16 protein-coding genes and 1 pseudogene are annotated in these 19961 nt (G+C 71.6%); 10 read left to right on the forward strand and 7 right to left on the reverse strand.

What is annotated here, in order from left to right:
- Positions 1-9 precede the first annotated feature (9 nt).
- Positions 10-2346, forward strand: coding sequence for a heavy metal translocating P-type ATPase (locus tag ACEN9J_RS30770; RefSeq protein WP_413762905.1), 2337 nt, complete (start codon positions 10-12; stop codon positions 2344-2346).
- 1 nt (position 2347) lies between these two features.
- On the opposite strand, the gene ACEN9J_RS30775 is transcribed toward ACEN9J_RS30770, so the two are convergent.
- On the reverse strand, positions 2348-2911 hold the full coding sequence (locus ACEN9J_RS30775) for a carboxymuconolactone decarboxylase family protein (protein ID WP_413762906.1): 564 nt from the start codon (positions 2909-2911) through the stop codon (positions 2348-2350).
- Between the two features lie 78 nt (positions 2912-2989).
- Here ACEN9J_RS30775 and ACEN9J_RS30780 point away from each other — a divergent pair, with 78 nt between their 5' ends.
- From ACEN9J_RS30780 to ACEN9J_RS30790, 3 genes are read left to right on the forward strand one after another with little or no spacing between them, the layout of a single operon-like run.
- Positions 2990-3307: a winged helix-turn-helix transcriptional regulator gene (locus ACEN9J_RS30780; protein ID WP_413762907.1), complete on the forward strand. Its 318-nt coding sequence runs from the start codon at positions 2990-2992 to the stop codon at positions 3305-3307.
- A gap of 46 nt (positions 3308-3353) precedes the next feature.
- Complete coding sequence (locus ACEN9J_RS30785; RefSeq protein WP_413762908.1) at positions 3354-5201, forward strand: hybrid sensor histidine kinase/response regulator; 1848 nt, start codon at positions 3354-3356, stop codon at positions 5199-5201.
- 9 nt (positions 5202-5210) lie between these two features.
- The gene (locus ACEN9J_RS30790) at positions 5211-6461 is read left to right on the forward strand and encodes a cation:proton antiporter (RefSeq protein ID WP_413762909.1); all 1251 of its coding nucleotides are present in this window, start codon (positions 5211-5213) and stop codon (positions 6459-6461) included.
- On the opposite strand, the gene ACEN9J_RS30795 is transcribed toward ACEN9J_RS30790, so the two are convergent.
- From ACEN9J_RS30795 to ACEN9J_RS30810, 4 genes are all read right to left on the reverse strand, one after another.
- Entirely contained in the window at positions 6458-7399 is a 942-nt protein-coding gene (locus ACEN9J_RS30795; RefSeq protein WP_413762910.1) for a lipase secretion chaperone, read from the reverse strand. The genes ACEN9J_RS30790 and ACEN9J_RS30795 overlap by 4 nt on opposite strands.
- A complete protein-coding gene (locus ACEN9J_RS30800) occupies positions 7396-8352 on the reverse strand; it encodes an esterase/lipase family protein (RefSeq protein WP_296737341.1) in 957 nt (318 codons plus the stop codon). Before ACEN9J_RS30800 ends, ACEN9J_RS30795 begins: the two co-directional genes overlap by 4 nt.
- Before the next feature lie 218 nt (positions 8353-8570).
- Positions 8571-9911, reverse strand: coding sequence for a heavy metal sensor histidine kinase (locus ACEN9J_RS30805; protein ID WP_413762911.1), 1341 nt, complete (start codon positions 9909-9911; stop codon positions 8571-8573).
- A 32-nt stretch (positions 9912-9943) separates the two neighbouring features.
- Complete coding sequence (locus ACEN9J_RS30810; protein ID WP_057594849.1) at positions 9944-10621, reverse strand: heavy metal response regulator transcription factor; 678 nt, start codon at positions 10619-10621, stop codon at positions 9944-9946.
- A 162-nt stretch (positions 10622-10783) separates the two neighbouring features.
- Here ACEN9J_RS30810 and czcI point away from each other — a divergent pair, with 162 nt between their 5' ends.
- The 6 genes and pseudogenes from czcI (at position 10784) to ACEN9J_RS30840 (ending at position 18705) form a co-directional block, all read left to right on the forward strand.
- On the forward strand, positions 10784-11161 hold the full coding sequence (gene czcI / locus ACEN9J_RS30815; RefSeq protein WP_057594848.1) for a cation efflux protein, CzcI family: 378 nt from the start codon (positions 10784-10786) through the stop codon (positions 11159-11161).
- A 104-nt stretch (positions 11162-11265) separates the two neighbouring features.
- A pseudogene (locus ACEN9J_RS30820) lies at positions 11266-12621 on the forward strand (TolC family protein); the annotation flags it as partial.
- A 46-nt stretch (positions 12622-12667) separates the two neighbouring features.
- Positions 12668-14113, forward strand: coding sequence for an efflux RND transporter periplasmic adaptor subunit (locus tag ACEN9J_RS30825; RefSeq protein WP_413762912.1), 1446 nt, complete (start codon positions 12668-12670; stop codon positions 14111-14113).
- 9 nt (positions 14114-14122) lie between these two features.
- A complete protein-coding gene (locus ACEN9J_RS30830; protein ID WP_057592123.1) occupies positions 14123-17383 on the forward strand; it encodes a CusA/CzcA family heavy metal efflux RND transporter in 3261 nt (1086 codons plus the stop codon).
- Positions 17373-18275, forward strand: a complete 903-nt coding sequence (locus ACEN9J_RS30835) for a cation diffusion facilitator family transporter (RefSeq protein WP_413762913.1) — start codon at positions 17373-17375, stop codon at positions 18273-18275. Before ACEN9J_RS30830 ends, ACEN9J_RS30835 begins: the two co-directional genes overlap by 11 nt.
- A gap of 58 nt (positions 18276-18333) precedes the next feature.
- Positions 18334-18705 (forward strand): hypothetical protein, encoded by a 372-nt coding sequence (locus ACEN9J_RS30840; protein WP_413762914.1) that lies wholly within the window; start codon positions 18334-18336, stop codon positions 18703-18705.
- Positions 18706-18709: 4 nt separating this feature from the next.
- On the opposite strand, the gene mog is transcribed toward ACEN9J_RS30840, so the two are convergent.
- Entirely contained in the window at positions 18710-19300 is a 591-nt protein-coding gene (mog, locus tag ACEN9J_RS30845) for a molybdopterin adenylyltransferase (RefSeq protein WP_261212556.1), read from the reverse strand.
- Positions 19297-19953: a ribosome biogenesis factor YjgA gene (gene yjgA / locus ACEN9J_RS30850; RefSeq protein ID WP_057592127.1), complete on the reverse strand. Its 657-nt coding sequence runs from the start codon at positions 19951-19953 to the stop codon at positions 19297-19299. The genes mog and yjgA overlap by 4 nt, the downstream gene beginning before the upstream one ends.
- Positions 19954-19961 lie beyond the last annotated feature (8 nt).

Raw genomic sequence — 19961 nt, forward strand, 5'->3', positions numbered from 1 at the left:
ATCGAGCCCATGACGAACCAGAACACGCTCGACAGGGATATCCGGCCCGCCGGCGCGCACGGCCACGACCACGGCCATGCGCACGATCACGGCCATGCGCCCGCGGCCGCGCCGCCGGCGCACGACGCCTGCTGCAGCCACACGGGCTGCGGCTCGGCCTCGGTGTCGGCCTTCGTGTCGGCGCCGGAGGCGGCCGACCTGCCCAAGGGCGCGACGCTGTTCCGCATTCCCACCATGGACTGCGCGGTCGAGGAGTCCGAGATCCGCCGCGCGCTCGAGCCCGTGGCCGGCATCGGCGCGCTGCGCTTCCGGCTCGGCGAACGCACGATGGCGATCACCGCCGACGAAGCCGCGCTGGCCGAGGCCCTGGCGGCGATCCGCAAGGCCGGCTTCAAGCCCGAACCGGTGGCCGCGCCCGCGCCGGGCGCGGCGCGCGCCATCGAGCCCGCGGGCTGGAAGAGCGCCGGCCTCGCGCGCCTGGTCGCGGCGCTGGTGCTCGCCATCGGCGCCGAGTCCATCTCCTTCCTCGCGCTCGAGGGCAAGGGCTTCATGGCCTTCGAGATGGGACTCGCGCTCGCGGCCATCGCGCTCGCGGGTCTCGATACCTACAAGAAGGGCTTCGCGGCGCTGGTGCGCGGCCGGCTCAACATCAATGCGCTGATGGCGGTGGCCGTGACCGGCGCCTTCTTCATCGGCCAGTGGCCCGAGGCCGCGATGGTGATGGCGCTCTATGCGATCGCCGAGCTGATCGAGGCACGCGCCGTGGACCGCGCGCGCAACGCGATCCAGAGCCTGCTGGCGCTGGCGCCCGAGCAGGCCGAGGTGCGCCAGCCCGATGGCGGCTGGCGGACGGTGCCCGCGAGCGAGGTGCCGCTGGGCGCGGTGGTGCGCATCCGCCCCGGCGAGCGCGTGGCGCTCGACGGCGTGGTCACGGCCGGCAGCAGCGCGATCGACCAGGCGCCGGTCACGGGCGAGAGCATCCCGGTCGACAAGACCGTGGGCGACACCGTCTTCGCCGGCACCATCAACCAGACCGCGGGGCTCGAGTTCCGCGTCACCGCGGTGGCCGCCAACACCACGCTGGCGCGCATCATCCACGCGGTGGAGGAGGCGCAGGGCACGCGCGCGCCCACGCAGCGCTTCGTCGACCGCTTCGCCGCGATCTACACGCCGGCCGTGTTCGCGCTCGCTTTGGCCATCGCGCTGTTCACGCCCTGGGCCATGGGCTGGACCTGGCTCGAGGCGATCTACAAGGCGCTGGTGCTGCTGGTCATCGCCTGCCCCTGCGCGCTGGTGATCTCCACGCCGGTGACGGTGGTGAGCGCGCTGGCCTCGGCCGCGCGGCGCGGCATCCTGATCAAGGGCGGCACCTACCTCGAGGAGGCGCGCAAGCTCAAGGCGGTGGCGCTCGACAAGACCGGCACCATCACCGAGGGCAAGCCCAGGCTGGTCGAGTCCGAGGTGCTCGGCGCCACGGCCGGCGGCGACGCGGCCGTGCTCGCCATCGCGGCCAGCATCGCGGGGCGCTCCGACCACCCGGTGTCCAGGGCCATCGCCGAGGGGCTGAAGTCGGTCGACCATGCGCTCGAGGAGGTGCAGGACTTCGCGGCGCTGCCGGGCCGCGGCGTGGAAGCCGTGCACGGCGGCCAACGCTACGCGCTGGCCAACCACCGGCTGATCGAGGAACGCGGCCTCTGCACGCCCGCGATCGAGGCCGCGCTGAAGCGCCACGAGGAAGCCGGCCGCACCGTCACCCTGCTGGCCTCGCCGCAGGCGGTGCTCGCGCTGTTCGCCGTGGCCGACACCATCAAGCCCTCGTCGCAGGCGGCCGTGGCCGAACTGCGCGCGCTCGGCGTGGTGCCCGTGATGCTGACCGGCGACAACGCCGCCACCGCCCGGACCATCGGCGCGCATGCCGGCATCGAGGACGTGCGCGGCAACCTGCTGCCCGAGGAGAAGCTCGATGCCGTGAAGGCGATGCAGCAGCGCTACGGCATGGCCGCCATGACCGGCGACGGCATCAACGACGCGCCCGCGCTCGCGCAGGCCGACATCGGCTTCGCGATGGGCGGCGCCGGCACCGACACCGCGATGGAGGCGGCCGACGTGGTCATCATGAACGACGACCTGCGCCGCATTCCCGAGACCATCCGGCTGTCGCGCCGCGCGCACGCCGTGCTGTGGCAGAACATCACGCTGGCGCTCGGCATCAAGGGCGTGTTCTTCGTGCTCGCGGTGTTCGGCAGCGCGACCATGTGGATGGCCGTGTTCGCCGACATGGGCGCGAGCCTGCTGGTGGTGGCGAACGGGCTGCGCCTGATGCGCGCCGAGAAGAACGGCGCCTGAACTACCAGCGCGCGGCCCAGCGCTCGAGCGGCACGCGCGCCGCGTTGCAGACGTAGCTCACCGCGTGGTACCAGCCCGCGAGCATCATCAGCTCGAGACACTGCGCGTGGTCCCAGTACTCGCCGAGGGCATGCCACAGCGCATCGTCGATGTCGCCCGTGTCGTGCAACTGGTCGACCATGCGCAGCAGCAGGGCGTCGCGCGGCTGCAGTGGGGACAGGTCCGCGTCGCGCCCGGCCGTCGCCCGCCGCTCGGCCTCGCCGAGGCCGGCCGCGTCGGCGAAGCCACTCCAGTGCACGCCCCATTCGTACTCGGCACCGCAACGCGCGCACACGCGCAGGATCACGAGCTCGCGCTCGCGCAGCGAGATCGAGGCCTTGCGGCCCAGGAAGTGGCGGCCCAACTCCAGCGTGCGCTCGGCGAGCCGGGGATTCACGGCCAGCACCCGGAACAGCGCCAGCACCTCGGGGGCCTGCGGTGGCGTCATGCGCGCGAGCAGTTCGGCGATGCCTTCGGGGTAGGGCGCCTCGAGCGGCGGGATGCGGGGCGCGGTCTCTGCAGTCATGGGGGGCTCCTTGCATAGAATGGCTTGAAATCGCTACGAAATTCGTAGCGAAGTAACGCACGCGACTCGCCCCCGACCATGCAAGAGAACGATCCCGCCGAAGCCCCCGCGGCGCACCGCCGTCCCGTCATGCGGCTGCTCGAGCAGCTCGGCCGCAAGGGCACCCTGCGCGTGCTGTGGGAGCTGCGCGACGGCCAGCCGCAGAGCTTTCGCGCGCTGCGCACCAGTTGCGGCGAGATGTCGCCCTCGGTGCTCAACGACCGCCTGAAGGAGCTGCGCGCCACCGGGATCGTGACGCTGGTCGACGCGGGCTATGCGCTGACCGAGTCGGGCGCCGAGCTGGTGCGGCGGCTGAAGCCGCTCAACCAGTGGGCCGACCGCTGGTTCGTCCCATGACTTAGGGCACTTCCGAGCACCGGGGGCGGTCCCCAGAATCGTCCCGATGACCAGCGCCGCAGCCCGCGACCCGAACGGCGAGCCCCTCGACCGTGCCCTCGCGCAGCGCGTGCTGCGCGAGCACCTGGGTTCGTTCTACGGCTCGCGCAACGTCTCGGTCGCCACCCACATCGGCTTCGCCATCGCGCTCGGCGTCGCCACCTTCGAGCGCAGCTCGGTCGCCGCGCTGTCGTGGCTGGGACTGGTGGTCGCCACCGATCTCGCGGTGCTGCTGGCGCCGCGCTGGCATGCCGGCATCCCCGATGCCATGAGCGCGGCCTGGGCCCGCCGCTATGCCGCGCAGGTCACGCTGCTGAGCCTCGTCGCGGCCCCCGTGCCGGCCTTCTTCATGGCGCCCGACGACCTGGTGACGACCACGCTGCTGGTGGTGGTCATCATGAGCGGCTGGACCCGCTCGATGCAGTCGCTGTGCTCGCTCAAGCCCGCGCTGTACGGCTACGGCATCCCGATGATGGCGGGGCTGGTGCTCGCGCTGGCCTGGCAGGGCGATGGCGTGCACCTGTTCCTCGCGGTGTTCGGCGCGGTGCACCTGGTGCTCACCCTGCGCATCGCGACGCGCCAGCACCGCGTGCTCGACGAGGCGCTGCGGCTGCGCTTTCGCAACGAGGTGCTGGCCGCGCGGCTGGGCGAGCAGGTGGTGGCCACCGAGCGCGCGAGCCAGGAGAAGAGCCGCTTCCTCGGCACCGCGAGCCACGACCTGCGCCAGCCGCTGCATGCGATCGCGCTGTTCGGCGCGGCGCTCGAGAACGAGCTGCGCCACCGTCCCGAAGGCCGCAACGCCGAGCGGCTGATGCGCGCGGTGCATGCGCTGGGCCATTCGCTCGACACCATGCTCGACGTGTCGCGGCTCGATGCCGGCGTGGTCGCGCCGGTGCTCGACGCGGTGCCGCTCGATGCGATGTTCCTCACGCTCAACCACACCTTCTCGGCCCAGGCCGAGCAGCGCCAGCTGCAGCTGCGCGTGCGCGCCAGCGGGCTGTGGGTGCGCAGCGATCCGCAACTGCTGCACCGCATGCTGTCGAACCTGATGGACAACGCGCTCAAGTACACCTGGCGCGGCGGGGTGTCGGTGATCGCGCGCGAGCGCGGCGAAGTGGTGTGGATCGAGGTGCGCGACACCGGCATCGGCATCGCGCCCGAGCAGTCGGGCCGGATCTTCGAGGAGTTCTACCAGATCGACAACCCCGGCCGCGACCGCTCGCGCGGGCTGGGCATCGGGCTGGCGATCGTGCAGCGGCTGTCGCGCCTGCTCGGCCATCCGGTGCAGATGCATTCGCGCCTGGGCCGGGGCACGCACGTGCGCGTGGTGGTGCCCGCCGCGCCGGCGCGCGACGAGGCCTGCGCGCCCGCCGTCGCGGCCGCGCCGCCATGGCGCCAGTCCTTCACGCCCGCGCCTTCGTTCGGGCCGCGCGCGCCGATGCCGCGCATCGAACCGATGCCGCGCCGCGTGCTGCTGGTCGACGACGAGGCCGACATCCGCGATGCCATGACCGGCCTGCTGCGCCAACACGCGATCGACCTGCACGCGGTGGCCGACGAGGCCGCCGCCGCGCAGGCGCTGGCGCGCGCCGGCGCCGAGGGCCGGCCCTACGACCTGCTGTTGTGCGACTACCGGCTGGCCGACGGCTCCGACGGCCTCGACGCCGGGCTGCGGCTGCGCCGGAGCCAGGGCGGCCGGTTGCCGCTGCTGCTGGTGACCGGCGAGACCGCGCCGCCGCGGCTGCAGCGCGTGCGCGAGTCGGGCGTGCCGGTGCTGTTCAAGCCGGTGGTCGAGGAGTCGCTGCTGCGCGCCATGGCCGCGCTGTGGACCGAGGCCGGACGCGGCGGGACTTAACATCCGCCGATGTCCACCACGACGCTGCTGCTGCAACTCATCGTCATCCTCGGCACGGCCCGCGTCTGCGGCTGGGTACTGCGCCATCTCGGCCAACCGGGCGTGGTCGGCGAGATGGCCGCCGGCCTGATGCTGGGTCCCGCCGTCATGGGCGCGCTGTTCCCCTCGCTGCATGGCCAGATCTTCGCCAGGGAGTCGCTGGGCGGCCTGTCGGCGCTCGCCACCGTGGGCCTGGTGCTGTTCATGTTCGTGGTCGGCCTCGAGCTGCGCGCCTCGCAGGGCGTGAAGGCGCAGCTCCGGTCGGCCGGCTGGGTCGGCATCGCCAGCGTGGTCGCGCCGCTGGGCCTGGGCCTGGCGATCGCGCCCGCGCTGCATCCTTCGCTGGCACCGGCCGGCGTGGGCTTCTGGCCCTTCGCGCTGTTCATCGCGGCGGCGCTGTCGATCACCGCGTTCCCGGTGATGGCGCGCATCCTCAAGGACCGCGGCCTGACGCGCACCCCCTTCGGCCAGCTCTCGCTGGGCGCGGCCGCGGTGGTCGACGTCTTCGCCTGGGTGCTGCTGGCCTTCGTGGTGGCGCTGGCCGGCGCGGGCGAGGGCTACCCCGGGCTGCTGCGCACCGGCGGCGGCGCGGTGGCGCTGTTCGCCTTCCTGTTCCTCGGCCTGAAGCCGGCCTATGCCTGGCTGCTGCGCACCCGCGCGCCCGACGGCGAGCCCTCGACCACGGTGCTGGCCTCGCTGATGATCGGCCTGCTGGTCTCGGCCCTGCTCACCGAATGGCTGCACCTGCACGCGGTGTTCGGCGCCTTCCTGTTCGGTGCCTGCCTGCCGCGCGACGACCGCCTGCTGCGTTCGCTGCAGGAGCGCATCGAGCCGCTGTCGATCGTGCTGCTGATGCCGCTGTTCTTCGCGCTCGCGGGACTGGGTACCACGGCCAGCGCCTTCTCGGGCGCCGGCATCGGCGCGCTGCTGCTGATCGTCGCGGTCGCCAGCGTCGGCAAGCTGGCCGGCGGCGCGATCGGCGCGCGCCTGGCCGGCTACGGCTGGCGCGACAGCCTGGCGACCGGCGCGCTGATGAACGCGCGCGGGCTGATGGAACTGATCGTCATCAAGATCGGCCTCGACGTCGGCCTGATCGGCCCCGAGCTCTTCACCATGCTGCTGGTGATGGCGCTGGCGACCACGGCGATGACGGGGCCGCTGATCAACCTCGTGATGGGGCGCGAGGCGCGCGCGGCCGAGGCGGCGCGCGTGGAGTCCTAGCGCGGCGTCATCGACGGCGCCGCGGCCGCCGCCTGCGCGCGCAACTGCAGCGCCGCTTCCAGCCGCATCCGTTCCTCGGGCGTGAAGAGCTGCTGCTTCATCTGTTCGAGCGACTGCGCGTCGGCCTTGGCCGATTGCAATGCCGCGTACTGCGCGAGCCGCCCCTGCCAGTCGCGTTCCTCGCGGTCGAGCTGCGCGAGCTGCTGCGCGGCCGGCGCGCCGTACTGAGCGCTGCGTTCGGCGAAGCGTTCCTGGTCGCTGGCGCCGCGCGCCTCGAGCGCCGCGGTCTGCGAGGCCACCTGGAGCTGGGCCACGGTCTGGGCGCGCTGCGCGCGCTGGGTCTCGCCGAGGCTGCGCTCGTTGTCCTCGAGCGCGGCCTGGCGCTGCGCGGGCGTGAGGGCGGTGTTGCGCTCGATCTCGAGCCGCGCGAGGCTGTAGCGGTCGAAGTCGTCGTCGGCACCGAACAGCGCCTGGTATTCGTCGGGCATGAAGTGCTGTTCGCGCACCCGGCGGCGCGCCTCGACCGTGTCGCGCAGCGCGCGCGGATCGCCGAGGTCGGCCGGCAGCTGCAGCGCGCCGAGCGCCACGCGGTAGTCGACGTAGCGGCCCAGCAGCGCCCGGGCGCGCGCCGCCTCGTGCTGCGCGAAGTGCGCGGGCACCAGCGCCTCCACGCGGCGCTTGAGGTCCTCGGGGCTCGCGGCCTCGCCGGCCTCGAGCAAGAGCGCCTCGATGCGGTCGCGCAGGTTCGGCGTGAGGAAGCTGTCGGCGATGGCTGCAGGCGCGGTGACCGCGGGTGCCTGCGGCAACGGCGCGGGACCGGCCGACGTGGCCTCGCCCGTGCGCGCCTCGCTTTCCGCCGGGCCCGACATGCCGAACCACCAGCCGCCGAGCGCCACCACCGCGGCCGCGGCCAGAACCAGGGGCCAGCGGCGCGTCACAGGCCGATCTGCTTGAGGCGGGTGGCGTGCTGGCGGTACAGCGCGACCGGGTCGGGCGCGAGCCAGTCGCGCACGCCGAGCAGCTGGTTCACCTCGTCGAGGTGGTTCTGGCGGTAGTCGCCCAGGTGCTTGCCCAGCCGCGAGGAGCACACGGCCACCAGCCCGTCGTTGGTCTCGCCGAAGCTCAGGCTCAGCAGGCCGAGCGAAGCGTCGCTGGGGTCGAGCAGGTTGGTCACGGGCTGCTTGCCGGTCCACGAGTAGTAGCGCACGCCGTTGACCACCTCGGCGCCGTCGCCGCAGCCCGTGGGCACGGCCTGCGGGAAGCGGCGCGTGAAGTCGGCCGAGCCGGCCGCGGTCAGCGAGTTCAGCGCGGCCACCGGCATCTGCGGCAGCCCGGTGCCGCCCGAACCGAGGTTGATGAGCGCGACGAAGGCATTCACCGCGCCGTTGAGCACGCTCTCGCCGAGCGAGCCGGCCGGCACGGTGCCGCGCAGGATGTCGGCCACGCGCGAGCCCTTGTTCGGACCGGCCACCGAGGTCACCGAGGCCACCAGCTGCGGCGCCACGCCCGCCACGTAGCGGATGGTCGGGCCGCCGTGCGAATGGCCCACCAGGTTGACCTTGGCGGCGCCCGTGATCGCCAGGATGTTCTTCACCTGGGCGAGCAACTGCTCGCCGCGCACCTCGGTGCTGTTGGCGGCCGACACCTGCGCCACGAACACGCGCGCGCCGCTGCGCTGCAGCGCCGAGGGAATGCCGTACCAGTAGTCGACGCCGAACAGCGAATCGAAACCGAACAGGCCGTGCACGAGCACGATGGGGTACCTGGTCTGGGTGGCGGTGTCCTGCGCCTGCGCGGGCGCCGCGATGCCCAGAAGGCTCAGGGGGCCCAGCAGGGCGAAGACCGTGGAAAGCGCCAGGCGGCGCAGCAGGCCACCGAAAAATCCATTCATGCTCATCTCCTTGGGTGCCGGTTAATAAAACGAACGTCCGTGCTTTTTATTGAGGGCGGATTCTTGGGGGCGCGGCGCCTGCGCCGTATCGGGATAAACCCGGCTTGGCCGACGAAAGGTACGCGCAGTTCCGCGAAAGAAGCCCAAAGTTCTCGGGCGTTACGTGTGCGATGAAGAAGAAAGGCGTCAGCGGCCGAAGGCGGCCGAACGCCCGCGCGTCACGGTTGCGTTGGCACCGTGAAGCCGATGCGCGTCGTGCCGTCATGGCTGGCCGCGAACACGCGCCCGCCATGCATGCGCGCGATGGCCTCGACGATCGACAGGCCCAGCCCATGGTGGCGGGCCGAGCCGTCGCGCGCCGGGGCCGCGCGGTAGAAGCGCTCGAACAGCCGCGGCAGCACCTCGGGCGCGATGGCGGCGCCGCGGTTGACGAGCACCAGCGCGATCGCGTCGCGCTGGCTGCCCGGGCCGCTGTCGGGGCCGATCTCGATCGCGACGGTCGATCCCGGCGCCGCGAAGCGGATGGCATTGCCCAGCAGGTTCGACAGCGCGCGGCGCACCAGCGCCGCATCGACGTCGACCCTGGCATCGCCTTCGACGCGCGCCTGCAGCCCGGCCTCCTCGAGCATCGCGTCGTGGAAGTCGATCACGTCCACCGCCTGCGCCGCCAGGCTCACGGTCGCGCGCGAGCGCGTCGCGCCGCCGCGTTCGGCCTGCGAGAGGAACAGCATGTCGGTCACGATGCCCGAGAGGCGGCCGATCTCCTCGAGGTTGGAGGCCAGCACCGCCTGCAGTTCCTCGTTGCCGCGCGGCCGGGTCAGCGCGAGTTCGGTCGAGCCGATCAGGTTGGCCAGCGGCGTGCGCAGCTCATGCGCCACGTCGGCGTTGAAGGACTCGAGCTGCACGTAGGCGCGCTGCACGCGCAACAGCAGTGCGTTGAACTGCGTGATCCAGGGTTGCAGCTCTTCGGCGAAGGCCAGCGCGTCGATCGGCTCGTTGGGCCGGTCGGGCGCCATCGCCGCGGTGCGCTCGGCCAGCGCCTTCAGTGGCCGCAAGCCGCGCCGCACCAGCCAGAAGCCGGTCAGCGAGACCAGCGCCGTGCCCAGCAGCACCGCGCCCAGCAGGGTCCAGGCCAGGCGCTCGAGCAGGCGCGCGTCGTTGGCCACGCTGATGCCGATCGAGACCGTGAGCGGCGCGGCCTGCGCGCCCGGCGCGCGCCACGGCATGCGCAGGTCGCTGCGCACCCAGCGCCCGCCGGCCGGCGGCGCGGAGCGGAAGATGGTGTCGCCCGTGGCCGTGACGATCGAGAGGCTGAACTCGTCCTCCATCGAGAAGAAGTCCTCGAGCTTGTGCCGCAGGGTCGAGAGATCGCCGGCCTTCTCGCTCTCGGCCAGCAGGTGCTGCACCAGCTCGGCCTTGTGCGCGATCTCGGTGTCCTGCTTGGCGCCGAAGTTCCAGGCCGTGACGAGGTAGACCGCGAGGCACACCACGCTCAGGCCGAAGAAGGTCTGGGCCGCGAACCAGAGCGACAGCCGGCGGCGTATGGAGGGGGCGCGCATGCTCGCCGGGAGAGGGACGGGAGACCGGGCCCTCAGGCCCAGGAGCGGTCTTCGAGCACGTAGCCCATGCCGCGCACCGTGTGCAGCAGCTTCACCTCGAAGGGATCGTCGATCTTGCCGCGCAGCCGGCGGATCGCCACCTCGACCACGTTGGTGTCGCTGTCGAAGTTCATGTCCCACACCTGCTCGGCCAGCGTGGTGCGCGACAGGATCTGGCCGCGCCGGCGCAGCAGCACGGTCAGCAGCATGAATTCCTTCGAGGTCAGGTCGACGCGCTTGCGCGCGCGCTGGCACTTGCGGCTTGCGAGGTCGAGCTCGAGGTCGGCCAGACGCAACACGGTGGCGTCTTGGGCCTGGCCGCGGCGCAGCAGGGCCTGGATGCGCGCGAGCAGTTCCGAGAACGAGAAGGGCTTGACCAGGTAGTCGTCGGCGCCCTGCTGCAGGCCGTTCACGCGGTCCTCGACCTTGTCGCGCGCGGTCAGCACCAGCACCGGGACGTTCTTGGTGCGGCGTATCGCCTTGAGCACCGCGAATCCATCGATGCCCGGGAGCATCACGTCGAGCAGGATCAGGCCGTAGTCGCCCTCGGTGGCCAGGTAGCGGCCCTCGATGCCGTCGCGCGCGATGTCGACGACGTAACCGTTCTCCTCCAGGCCTTTCTTGAGGTAGTCGCCCAGCTTGGGCTCGTCCTCGATCACAAGAATTCGCATCGCCGGATGGTAATGAAACAGGGGCTCCGCAGGGGGTTACAAATTCGTAATCCGTCTGACGGACAAAGCCCTTTCGAGGCGTCGTACATTGCGCTGCACCCGCGTTCCGTGGGGTCTTGAGAGGCCCGGCAACGCAGGTGCCGTCGATATACTCCCGCTCCCATGCGCCGCTGGCTGTTGATCTTCCTGGTGTTCCTGCTTCCGCTCCAGTACAGCTGGGCGATGTCGGCCGCCTATTGCGCGCACGAACAGGACGCGCAGACGCAGCACTGGGGCCACCACGAGCATCCGGGCAACGCGGCCGAGGATCGCAGCCACGCCGACGCGGGTACGTCGAAGGACGCCGGCAACGTGCCGAATCCCGCGATCGGCGACTGTGCCCTGTGCCACTTCGGTCATGCGCAGCATGCCGTGGCGGCGCCCGCCGAAGTGCCCGGCATCGCCTTCGTTCCGCAGGGCCCGCGCGCCGTGCTCGCCGAGTCCTTCGACTCCCACATCCCCGAAGTGCCCGTGCGCCCCGCATGGACTCTCGCCGCCTGATCCGGCGAGAGCACGCCTTCATTCCCTTTTCGCACTGACACCGTTCATGCACTGAGCTCTCGCCGGATTTTCCCGTTCGTTGTTTCGCAACCCAGGAGAATCCGATGCGCACGCTCTTCGTGCCGCTGGCCGTGTTGGCCTTGGCGGTACCCCCGGTCTTCGCCCAGCCTTCGCTGCCCACGCAGCAGGCCGCGACCGGCACTCCCACTTCTGCTGCCTCATCGCAGGCCTCCGCCAGCCTCGAGCCCGCGAGCCCGCTGACCCTGCGCAGCGCGCTCGCGCTGGCGTTCCAGGCCAACCCGGGCCTGTTCGCGGCCCGGCGCGAGCGCGAGGCCACCGATGGCGCGCTGGTGCAGGCCGGCGCCTGGCCCAATCCCACGCTCGACGTGACGCTCGAGGACACGCGGCGCGACAACCGCACCACCACCGTCCAGCTGAGCCAGCCGATCGAGCTCGGCGGCAAGCGCGCGGCGCGCGTGAGCTCGGCCGAACGCGCGCGCGACCAGGCCGAGTCCGCGCTCGCGGCCAAGCGCGCCGAACTGCGCGCCACCGCGATCACGCTGTTCTTCGAGGTGCTGTCGGCGCAGGAACGGCTGCGGCTGGCGCAGGACTCGGTGGGCCTCGCGCAAGCGGCCACGCGCGCCGCGGCCAACCGCGTGGCGGCCGGCAAGGTCTCGCCGCTCGAGGAAACCCGCTCGCGCGTGGCGGAGGCCGGCATCCGCGTCGAGCTGATGCAGGCCGAGGGCACCCTGCGCACGGCGCGCCAGCAGCTCGCGGCGCTGTGGGGCAATCCGGCGCCGCGCTTCACGCAGGTCGAAGGCGCGGTCGATGGCCTGCCGCAGCCGATGAGCGAGCAGGAGGTGGCGCTGCGCCGTGCCGAGGCACCGGCGCTGCGCCAGGCGCGGCTCGAGGTCGAGCGCCGGCGCGCGCTGTCCGAGCTGGAGCGCGCCAAGCGCATTCCCGACGTGACCGTGTCGCTGGGCGCCAAGCGCGTACCGGCTTCCGAGGGCGAGGGCGGCACCGGCGGTTCGCGCCGTGACCAGGTGGTGCTGGGCCTGTCGGTGCCGCTGCCGATCTTCGACACCAACCGCGGCAACCTCGCCGAGGCCCTGAGCCGCGAGGAGAAGGCGCGCGACGAACTCGCCGCGGCCGAACTGCAGCTGGGCGCCGACCTGGCCCAGGCGGGCGAGCGGCTGCGCTCGGCGCGCGCCACCGCCGAGACCCTGCAGCGCGACGCGCTGCCCGGCGCGGCCGAGGCCTGGCGCGCGGCCACCAAGGGCTTCGAGCTCGGCAAGTTCAGCTTCCTCGAGGCACTCGATGCGCAGCGCACGCTGTTCCAGGTGCGCGCGCAGTACCTGCTGGCGCTGGCCGAGGCGCACCGCGCCGCGGGCGAGCTCGACCGGCTGCTCGGCACCGAGGGCCTGTCCGACGACCTCGCCACCCCGGCCCCCGTGGCCGCCATTCCCGCCGCCACCCCCATTCCGCTGTCACCCGCTGAGGTTTCCCATGAGCATCGAACAAGAACGCAAGAACGCCGCGCCCGCCGTGGGCCGCAAGCAATGGATCGCGATCGCCGTCGTACTGGCCGCGGGGCTGGCCGTCGGCGCGCTGATCCTGCGCACCGGAGGACCGTCGAAGCCCGTCGGCGGCCACGCCGAGTCGGCCGCGCATGCCGACGAGGAGCACCACGAGAGCGGCAAGGAAGCCGCCGGCCATGGCCATGACCACGAGGAGGCGAAGGGCCATGCCGATGGCGAGCACCACGAGGAGGAGGGCAAGGGCGAGAAGAAGGCCGCGGCCGGCGACGACGGCCACGGGCACGGGGCCAAGGAGGAGGCCAAGGGCGAAGCAAAAGGCGAAGCGAAGGGCGAGACCAAGGCCGAACCCAAGGCCGCCGCCGGCGGGCACGAGGGCGAGGACCGCAGGATCGCCTTCACCGAGGCCCAGATCCAGGCCGCCGGCGTGGCGATCGAGACCACCGGCCCCGCGAACATCCGCACCGCGCTGCAACTGCCGGGCGAGATCCGCTTCAACGAGGACCGCACGGCGCACGTGGTGCCGCGCGTGCCGGGCGTGGTCGACAGCGTGCCCGCCAACCTCGGGCAGGAGGTCCGGCGCGGCCAGGTGCTGGCGGTGATCTCGAGCCCGGCGCTGTCGGAGCAGCGCAGCGAGCTGCAGTCGGCGCAGCGCCGGCTCGAGCTGGCGCGCAGCACCTATGAGCGCGAAAAGAAGCTGTGGGAGGAGAAGATCTCGCCGCAGCAGGACTACCTGCAGGCGCAGCAGGCGATGCAGGAGGCGCAGATCGCGGTCGCCAACGCCAACCAGAAGCTGCTGGCGCTCGGCGCCGTGCCGGGCTCGGGCGGCGGCGCGCTGGGCCGCTACGAACTGCGCGCGCCCTTCGACGGGCTGGTGGTCGAGAAGCACATCTCGCTCGGCGAATCGGTCAAGGAAGACGCCAACGTCTTCACCGTCTCCGACCTGTCCACCGTCTGGGCCGAGATCAGCGTGCCCGCGCAGCACCTGCCGCTGGTGCGCACCGGCGAGACGGTCAACATCCGTTCCACCGCCTTCGACCAGGTGGCGCAGGGCAAGGTCTCGTACGTGGGCGCGCTGCTCGGCGCGCAGACGCGCACCGCGACCGCGCGCGTGACGCTCAACAACCCGCAGCGCGTGTGGCGCCCGGGGCTGTTCGTCAACGTCGAGCTGGTGGCCTCCGAGCTGCAGGCGCCGGTCACGGTGTCGGCCGAGGCGGTGCAGAGCGTGGAGGACAAGCCCACCGTGTTCCTGCGCGTGCCCGGCGGCTTCATGCCGCAGGCCGTGCAGACCGGTCGCAGCGACGGAAAGCGCATCGAGATCACGGGCGGCCTGAAGCCGGGCCAGGCCTATGCCGCCGCGGGCAGCTTCGTCGTCAAGTCGCAGCAGGGCAAGGCCTCTGCGACCCACACCCACTGAGGACGCACGATGTTCGAACGTGTGATCCGATTCGCCATCGAGCAGCGCTGGCTGGTGCTGCTCGCGGTGCTGGGCATGGCCGCGCTCGGCGTGTTCAGCTACCAGAAGCTGCCCATCGACGCGGTGCCCGACATCACCAACGTGCAGGTGCAGATCAACACCGCCGCGCCCGGCTACTCGCCGCTGGAGACCGAGCAGCGCGTGACCTACCCGATCGAGACCGTGATGGCCGGCCTGCCGGGCCTGCAGCAGACGCGTTCGCTGTCGCGCTACGGGCTGTCGCAGGTGACCGTGATCTTCAAGGACGGCACCGACATCTACTTCGCGCGCCAGCTCGTCAACGAGCGCATCCAGTCGGCGCGCGAGAAGATGCCCGAGGGGATCTCGCCGGTGGTGGGGCCGATCTCCACCGGCCTGGGCGAGATCTACCTCTGGACCGTGGAGACGGAAGAGGGCGCGAAGCGGCCCGACGGCCAGCCCTACACGTCGACCGACCTGCGCGAGATCCAGGACTGGATCATCAAGCCGCAGCTGCGCAACGTGCCGGGCGTGACCGAGATCAACTCCATCGGCGGCTACGCCAAGGAGTTCCAGATCGCGCCCGATCCCGCCAAGCTGCTCGCGCACGGCCTCACGATGACCGACATCGTGACCGCGCTCGACCGCAACAACGCCAACGTGGGCGCAGGCTACATCGAGAAGCGCGGCGAGCAGTACCTGATCCGCGCGCCGGGCCAGGTGAAGTCGGCCGAGGACATCGGCAACGTGATCCTCGGCAACGCGCAGGGCGTGCCGTTGCGCGTGTCCGACGTGGCGCAGGTCGGCATCGGCCAGGAGCTGCGCACGGGCGCCGCCACCGACAACGGCCGCGAGGTGGTGCTGGGCACGGTGTTCATGCTGATCGGCGAGAACAGCCGCAGCGTCTCGCAGGCGGTCGACCGCAAGATGCAGGAGATCAACCGCACCCTGCCCGAGGGCGTGAAGGCGGTGACGGTGTACGACCGCACGGTGCTGGTCGACAAGGCCATCGCCACGGTGAAGAAGAACCTGCTCGAGGGCGCGGTGCTGGTGATCGCGATCCTGTTCCTGTTCCTCGGCAACATCCGAGCGGCCGTCATCACCGCGCTGGTGATCCCGCTGTCGATGCTGTTCACCTTCACCGGCATGGTGAACCAGCGCATCAGCGCCAACCTCATGAGCCTGGGCGCGCTGGACTTCGGCATCATCATCGACGGCGCAGTGGTGATCGTGGAGAACTGCGTGCGGCGCCTGGCCCATGCGCAGGCCCACAAGGGCCGGCCGCTCACGCGCAGCGAACGCTTCCACGAGGTCTTCGCGGCCTCGCAGGAGGCGCGCCGGCCGCTGCTGTTCGGCCAGCTCATCATCATGATCGTGTACCTGCCGATCTTCGCGCTCACCGGCGTCGAGGGGAAGCTGTTCCACCCGATGGCCTTCACGGTGGTGATCGCGCTGCTGGGCGCGATGATCCTGTCGATCACCTTCATTCCGGCGGCCGTGGCGCTGTTCATCGGCAGCAAGGTCGGCGAGAAGGAGAACCGGCTGATGACCTGGGCGCGCCGCGCCTACGAGCCGCTGCTGGCGCGCGTGATGAACGCCAAGCCGCTGGTGATCACGCTGGCCTCGGTGGCGGTGGTGCTCTCGGGCCTCTTGGCCACGCGCCTGGGCACCGAGTTCGTGCCCAGCCTCAGCGAGGGCGACTTCGCGATCCAGGCGCTGCGCATCCCGGGCACCAGCCTCACGCAGTCGGTCGAGATGCAGCAGCAGCTCGAGCGCACGCTGAAGGCCAAGTTCCCCGAGATCGAGCGCGTGTTCGCGCGCACCGGCACGGCCGAGATCGCCTCCGACCCGATGCCGCCGAACATCTCCGACGGCTACATCATGCTCAAGCCCGAGAGCGAATGGCCCACGCCCAAGCGCAGCCGCGCCGAGCTGCTGGTGGCGGTGCAGGAGGAGGTCGAGAAGCTGCCGGGCAACAACTACGAGTTCTCGCAGCCGATCCAGCTGCGCTTCAACGAGCTGATCTCGGGCGTGCGCAGCGACGTGGCGGTGAAGATCTTCGGCGACGACATGGCGGTGCTCGAGAAGACCGCCGCGCAGGTGGCCGGCGTGCTCAACGGCATCGCAGGCGCGGCCGAGGTCAAGGTCGAGCAGACCACGGGCCTGCCGATGCTCACGGTGGAGATCGACCGCGGCAAGACCGCGCGCTACGGCCTCAACGTGGGCGACGTGCAGGACGCGATCTCGACCGCGGTCGGCGGCCGCGAGGCCGGCACCCTGTTCGACGGCGACCGGCGCTTCGGCATCGTGGTGCGCCTGCCCGAGAACCTGCGCACCGACCTGGAGGCGATCCAGCGGCTGCCGATCGCGCTGCCGCGCGGCACGGCCGCGCCCACGGGCGTTGCCGGCAGCACGGTGCAGGGCGCCACCGGCGCCGCGCCCGAGGGCCAGCGGCTGAGCTTCATCCCGCTCGGCGAGGTCGCCACCTTGTCGGTCGCGCCCGGCCCCAACCAGGTCAGCCGCGAGGACGGCAAGCGCCGCATCGTGGTCAGCGCCAACGTGCGCGGGCGCGACCTCGGCTCCTTCGTGGCCGAGGCCGAGCAGGCGATGCAGTCGGTGCGCATTCCCGTGGGCTACTGGACCGACTGGGGCGGCCAGTACGAGAACCTCGAGTCGGCGACGAAGCGGCTGCAGATCGTGGTGCCGGTGTCGCTGATGCTGGTGTTCGTGCTGCTGTTCGCGATGTTCGGCAACCTCAAGGACGGCCTGCTGGTCTTCACCGGCATCCCGTTCGCGCTCACCGGCGGCATCGTGGCGCTGTGGCTGCGCGACATCCCGCTGTCGATCTCGGCCGCGGTGGGCTTCATCGCGCTGTCGGGCGTGGCGGTGCTCAACGGGCTGGTGATGCTGTCCTTCATCCGCAACCTGCGCGAGGGCGGCCTGCCGCTCGATGCCGCGATCCGCGAGGGCGCGCTGACCCGGCTGCGGCCGGTGCTGATGACCGCGCTGGTGGCCTCGCTGGGCTTCGTGCCGATGGCCATCGCCACCGGCACCGGCGCCGAGGTGCAGCGGCCGTTGGCCACGGTGGTGATCGGCGGTATCCTGTCCTCGACCGCGCTCACGCTGCTGGTGCTGCCGCTGCTCTACCGGATCGCGCACCGGCGCGACGACGAGGAGGACGAAGCGGCGCTGCTGGAACGTCGGCAGGGCGCGCCCATCGACCCCGAACCGCAGGCATCCCATGGCCCATGAGCATTCGCACGGCGCCGGCGCCAACGAGAAGGCACTGCGCTGGGCGCTGCTGCTGACCTCGACCTACCTCGCGGCGGAGGTGGTCGGCGGGCTGGTCTCGGGCAGCCTCGCGCTGCTGTCCGATGCCGCCCACATGTTCACCGACACGGTGGCGCTGGCGATCTCGCTGGCCGCCATCCGCATCGGCCGGCGGCCGGCCGACCGGCGCCGTACCTTCGGCTACCACCGCTTCGAGATCCTCGCGGCGGTGCTCAACGCGGTGCTGCTGTTCCTGGTGGCGATCTACGTGCTCTACGAGGCCTGGCGGCGCATCGCGGCGCCGGCCGAGATCCAGTCGACCATGATGCTGCTGGTGGCCGCGGGCGGGCTGGTCGTCAACCTGATCGGCATGCGCCTGCTGGCCAGCGGCAAGGACAGGAGCCTCAACGTCAAGGGCGCCTACCTCGAGGTCTGGGCCGACATGCTGGGCTCGGTGGGCGTGATCGTCGGCGCCCTGGTGATCCGCTTCACCGGCTGGGCCTGGGTCGATTCGCTGATCGCGGTGGCCATCGGCCTGTGGGTGCTGCCGCGCACCTGGCGCCTGCTGCGCGAGAGCCTCAACGTGCTGCTCGAGGGCGTGCCCGACGAGGTCGACCTGCCCGAGGTGGAGCGCGCGCTGCTCGCGAGCGAGGGCGTGGCCAGCCTGCACGACCTGCACGTGTGGGCGCTGTCCAGCGGCAAGGTGAGCCTCAGCGTGCACGTGGTGAGCGCGCCCGGTGTCGACGACCTGGCGCCGCTGGTGCAGCGGTTGCGCGCGCTGCTGGCCGAGCGCTTCGACATCCACCATTCGACCGTGCAGGCCGAGCGCGTGCCTTGCGAGCAGGCGGGGGAGACGCACGGCTTCGGCACCTGAGCAGTCCGTGACTCGCGGATGGCGCACAATCCGCCGCGAATCACAGCACACAGGACCGATGAGCCGCAGCCACCGCCAGTCTTATTCGCCTTCCATCGAGGCCGCCGCCCGCGAGCCGCGCCGCCGCAAGGCCAGTGCGCCCTCGCATTCGCCGATGGCCTTCGACGCGGCATCGGTGCCCGCGGATTCCGCGTCCCCCACGAGGACCTGGCGCTCGACGGTGGTCGGCGCCGCCATCGGCTTCGGCATCGCGCTGGCGCTGGCCATGCAATGGCTCATGACCTGGCAGCTCGACAACGCGCAGCAGCGCCGCGAGCAGCAGAAGCAGCTGCGTGCGGCCGCCTCGCGCTGCTACGAGCAGGCGTCGAATGCCGCGGTGCAGGCCTGCCTCAAGGAGGTCGAGGCCCGGGGCGCGGCGGTCCAGCCCTGAAGCTTCAGCGCGCGGGCCGGATCGCCGACTTTGGGCGGAAGGCCTTGCAGACCGTGTCGTCGGTCTCGAGGTAGGGCCCGCCGATCAGGTCGATGCAGTAGGGCACGGCCGCGAAGATGCCGGGCACGAGCTGCGTGCCCTCGGCGTCCTTCAGGCCCTCGAGCGTTTCCGCGATCGACTTGGGCTGTCCCGGCAGGTTGATGATCAGGCTCTGGTCGCGGATCACCGCGACCTGGCGCGAGAGGATCGCGGTCGGCACGAAGCGCAGGCTGATCTGGCGCATCTGCTCGCCGAAGCCCGGCATCTCCTTGTGGGCCACGGCCAGCGTGGCCTCGGGCGTCACGTCGCGCAGCGCGGGGCCGGTGCCGCCGGTGGTCAGAACCAGCGAGCAGCCGGCGTCGACCAGCTCGATCAGCGCGGCGCTGATGCCGGGTGCCTCGTCGGGGATCAGCCGGGGCTCGAAGTCGATCGGATTCTTGAGCGCGCGGCGCAGCCAGTCCTGCAGCGCGGGCAGGCCCTTGTCTTCATAGGCGCCGCTCGAGGCGCGGTCGCTGATCGAGACGATGCCGATGCGTACGGGATCGAAACCGCTCATGCGTCCTCCTCGCGGTCCTGCGCCGCCGCGGCCGCCGCATGGTCGTCGCCGCCATGCACCGCGAGCTGCTCGCGCACGAGCTGGAACACCTCGCGGTAGGCCTTGCCCTGGCGCGGCGCCTCGCCGGCCGGGCCGGCCTTGATGTCCTTGCGCGCCTGGCGCACGAGGGCGCGCAGCTGCTGGGCATCGGTGGCCGGGTGGGTCTCGATCCAGCCGCCGAGCGCATCGTCGTCGGCGATCAGGCGATCGCGCCAGCGCTCCGCCTCGTGCAGCAGCGCGGTCTCGGCGGCCGGGCCGCTGGACTGCTCGGCCAGCGCGGCGCGCACGGCCTCGAGCGTGGGCTCGTCGAGCTTGCGCATCAGCTTGCCGATGAACTGCATCTGGCGGCGCTTGCCCTCGAAGTTGGTGATGCGCTTGGCCTCGCGGATCGCCTCGACCAGCTTCTCGTCGAGCGGCAGCGCGTCGAACAGCGCGGCGCGCAGGGTCATGAGCTCTTCGCCGAGCTTCTGCAGTTCGGCGCTCTCGCGCTTGAGGTCGGTGCGGCTGGCGTCGTCGGTGCCCTTGAGCTCGCGCTTGAGCTCCAGGTCGAGTTCGCTGCCTTCGGCGACGAACTGGCCGCGGACGAAGTAGCCTTTTTTGGGTTTGCGGGACATGGGGATGG

The organism is Variovorax sp. Varisp41, assembly GCF_047325085.1.
GTDB lineage: Bacteria > Pseudomonadota > Gammaproteobacteria > Burkholderiales > Burkholderiaceae_C > Variovorax.

Coding starts and splice junctions, on each gene's coding strand:
- ACEN9J_RS30770 (WP_413762905.1), top strand. CDS start 10: ATGACGAACCAGAACACGCTCGACAGGGATATCCGGCCCGCCGGCGCG.
- ACEN9J_RS30775 (WP_413762906.1), bottom strand. CDS start 2,911: ATGACTGCAGAGACCGCGCCCCGCATCCCGCCGCTCGAGGCGCCCTAC.
- ACEN9J_RS30780 (WP_413762907.1), top strand. CDS start 2,990: ATGCAAGAGAACGATCCCGCCGAAGCCCCCGCGGCGCACCGCCGTCCC.
- ACEN9J_RS30785 (WP_413762908.1), top strand. CDS start 3,354: ATGACCAGCGCCGCAGCCCGCGACCCGAACGGCGAGCCCCTCGACCGT.
- ACEN9J_RS30790 (WP_413762909.1), top strand. CDS start 5,211: ATGTCCACCACGACGCTGCTGCTGCAACTCATCGTCATCCTCGGCACG.
- ACEN9J_RS30800 (WP_296737341.1), bottom strand. CDS start 8,352: ATGAATGGATTTTTCGGTGGCCTGCTGCGCCGCCTGGCGCTTTCCACG.
- ACEN9J_RS30805 (WP_413762911.1), bottom strand. CDS start 9,911: ATGCGCGCCCCCTCCATACGCCGCCGGCTGTCGCTCTGGTTCGCGGCC.
- ACEN9J_RS30810 (WP_057594849.1), bottom strand. CDS start 10,621: ATGCGAATTCTTGTGATCGAGGACGAGCCCAAGCTGGGCGACTACCTC.
- czcI (WP_057594848.1), top strand. CDS start 10,784: ATGCGCCGCTGGCTGTTGATCTTCCTGGTGTTCCTGCTTCCGCTCCAG.
- ACEN9J_RS30825 (WP_413762912.1), top strand. CDS start 12,668: ATGAGCATCGAACAAGAACGCAAGAACGCCGCGCCCGCCGTGGGCCGC.
- ACEN9J_RS30830 (WP_057592123.1), top strand. CDS start 14,123: ATGTTCGAACGTGTGATCCGATTCGCCATCGAGCAGCGCTGGCTGGTG.
- ACEN9J_RS30835 (WP_413762913.1), top strand. CDS start 17,373: ATGGCCCATGAGCATTCGCACGGCGCCGGCGCCAACGAGAAGGCACTG.
- ACEN9J_RS30840 (WP_413762914.1), top strand. CDS start 18,334: ATGAGCCGCAGCCACCGCCAGTCTTATTCGCCTTCCATCGAGGCCGCC.
- mog (WP_261212556.1), bottom strand. CDS start 19,300: ATGAGCGGTTTCGATCCCGTACGCATCGGCATCGTCTCGATCAGCGAC.
- yjgA (WP_057592127.1), bottom strand. CDS start 19,953: ATGTCCCGCAAACCCAAAAAAGGCTACTTCGTCCGCGGCCAGTTCGTC.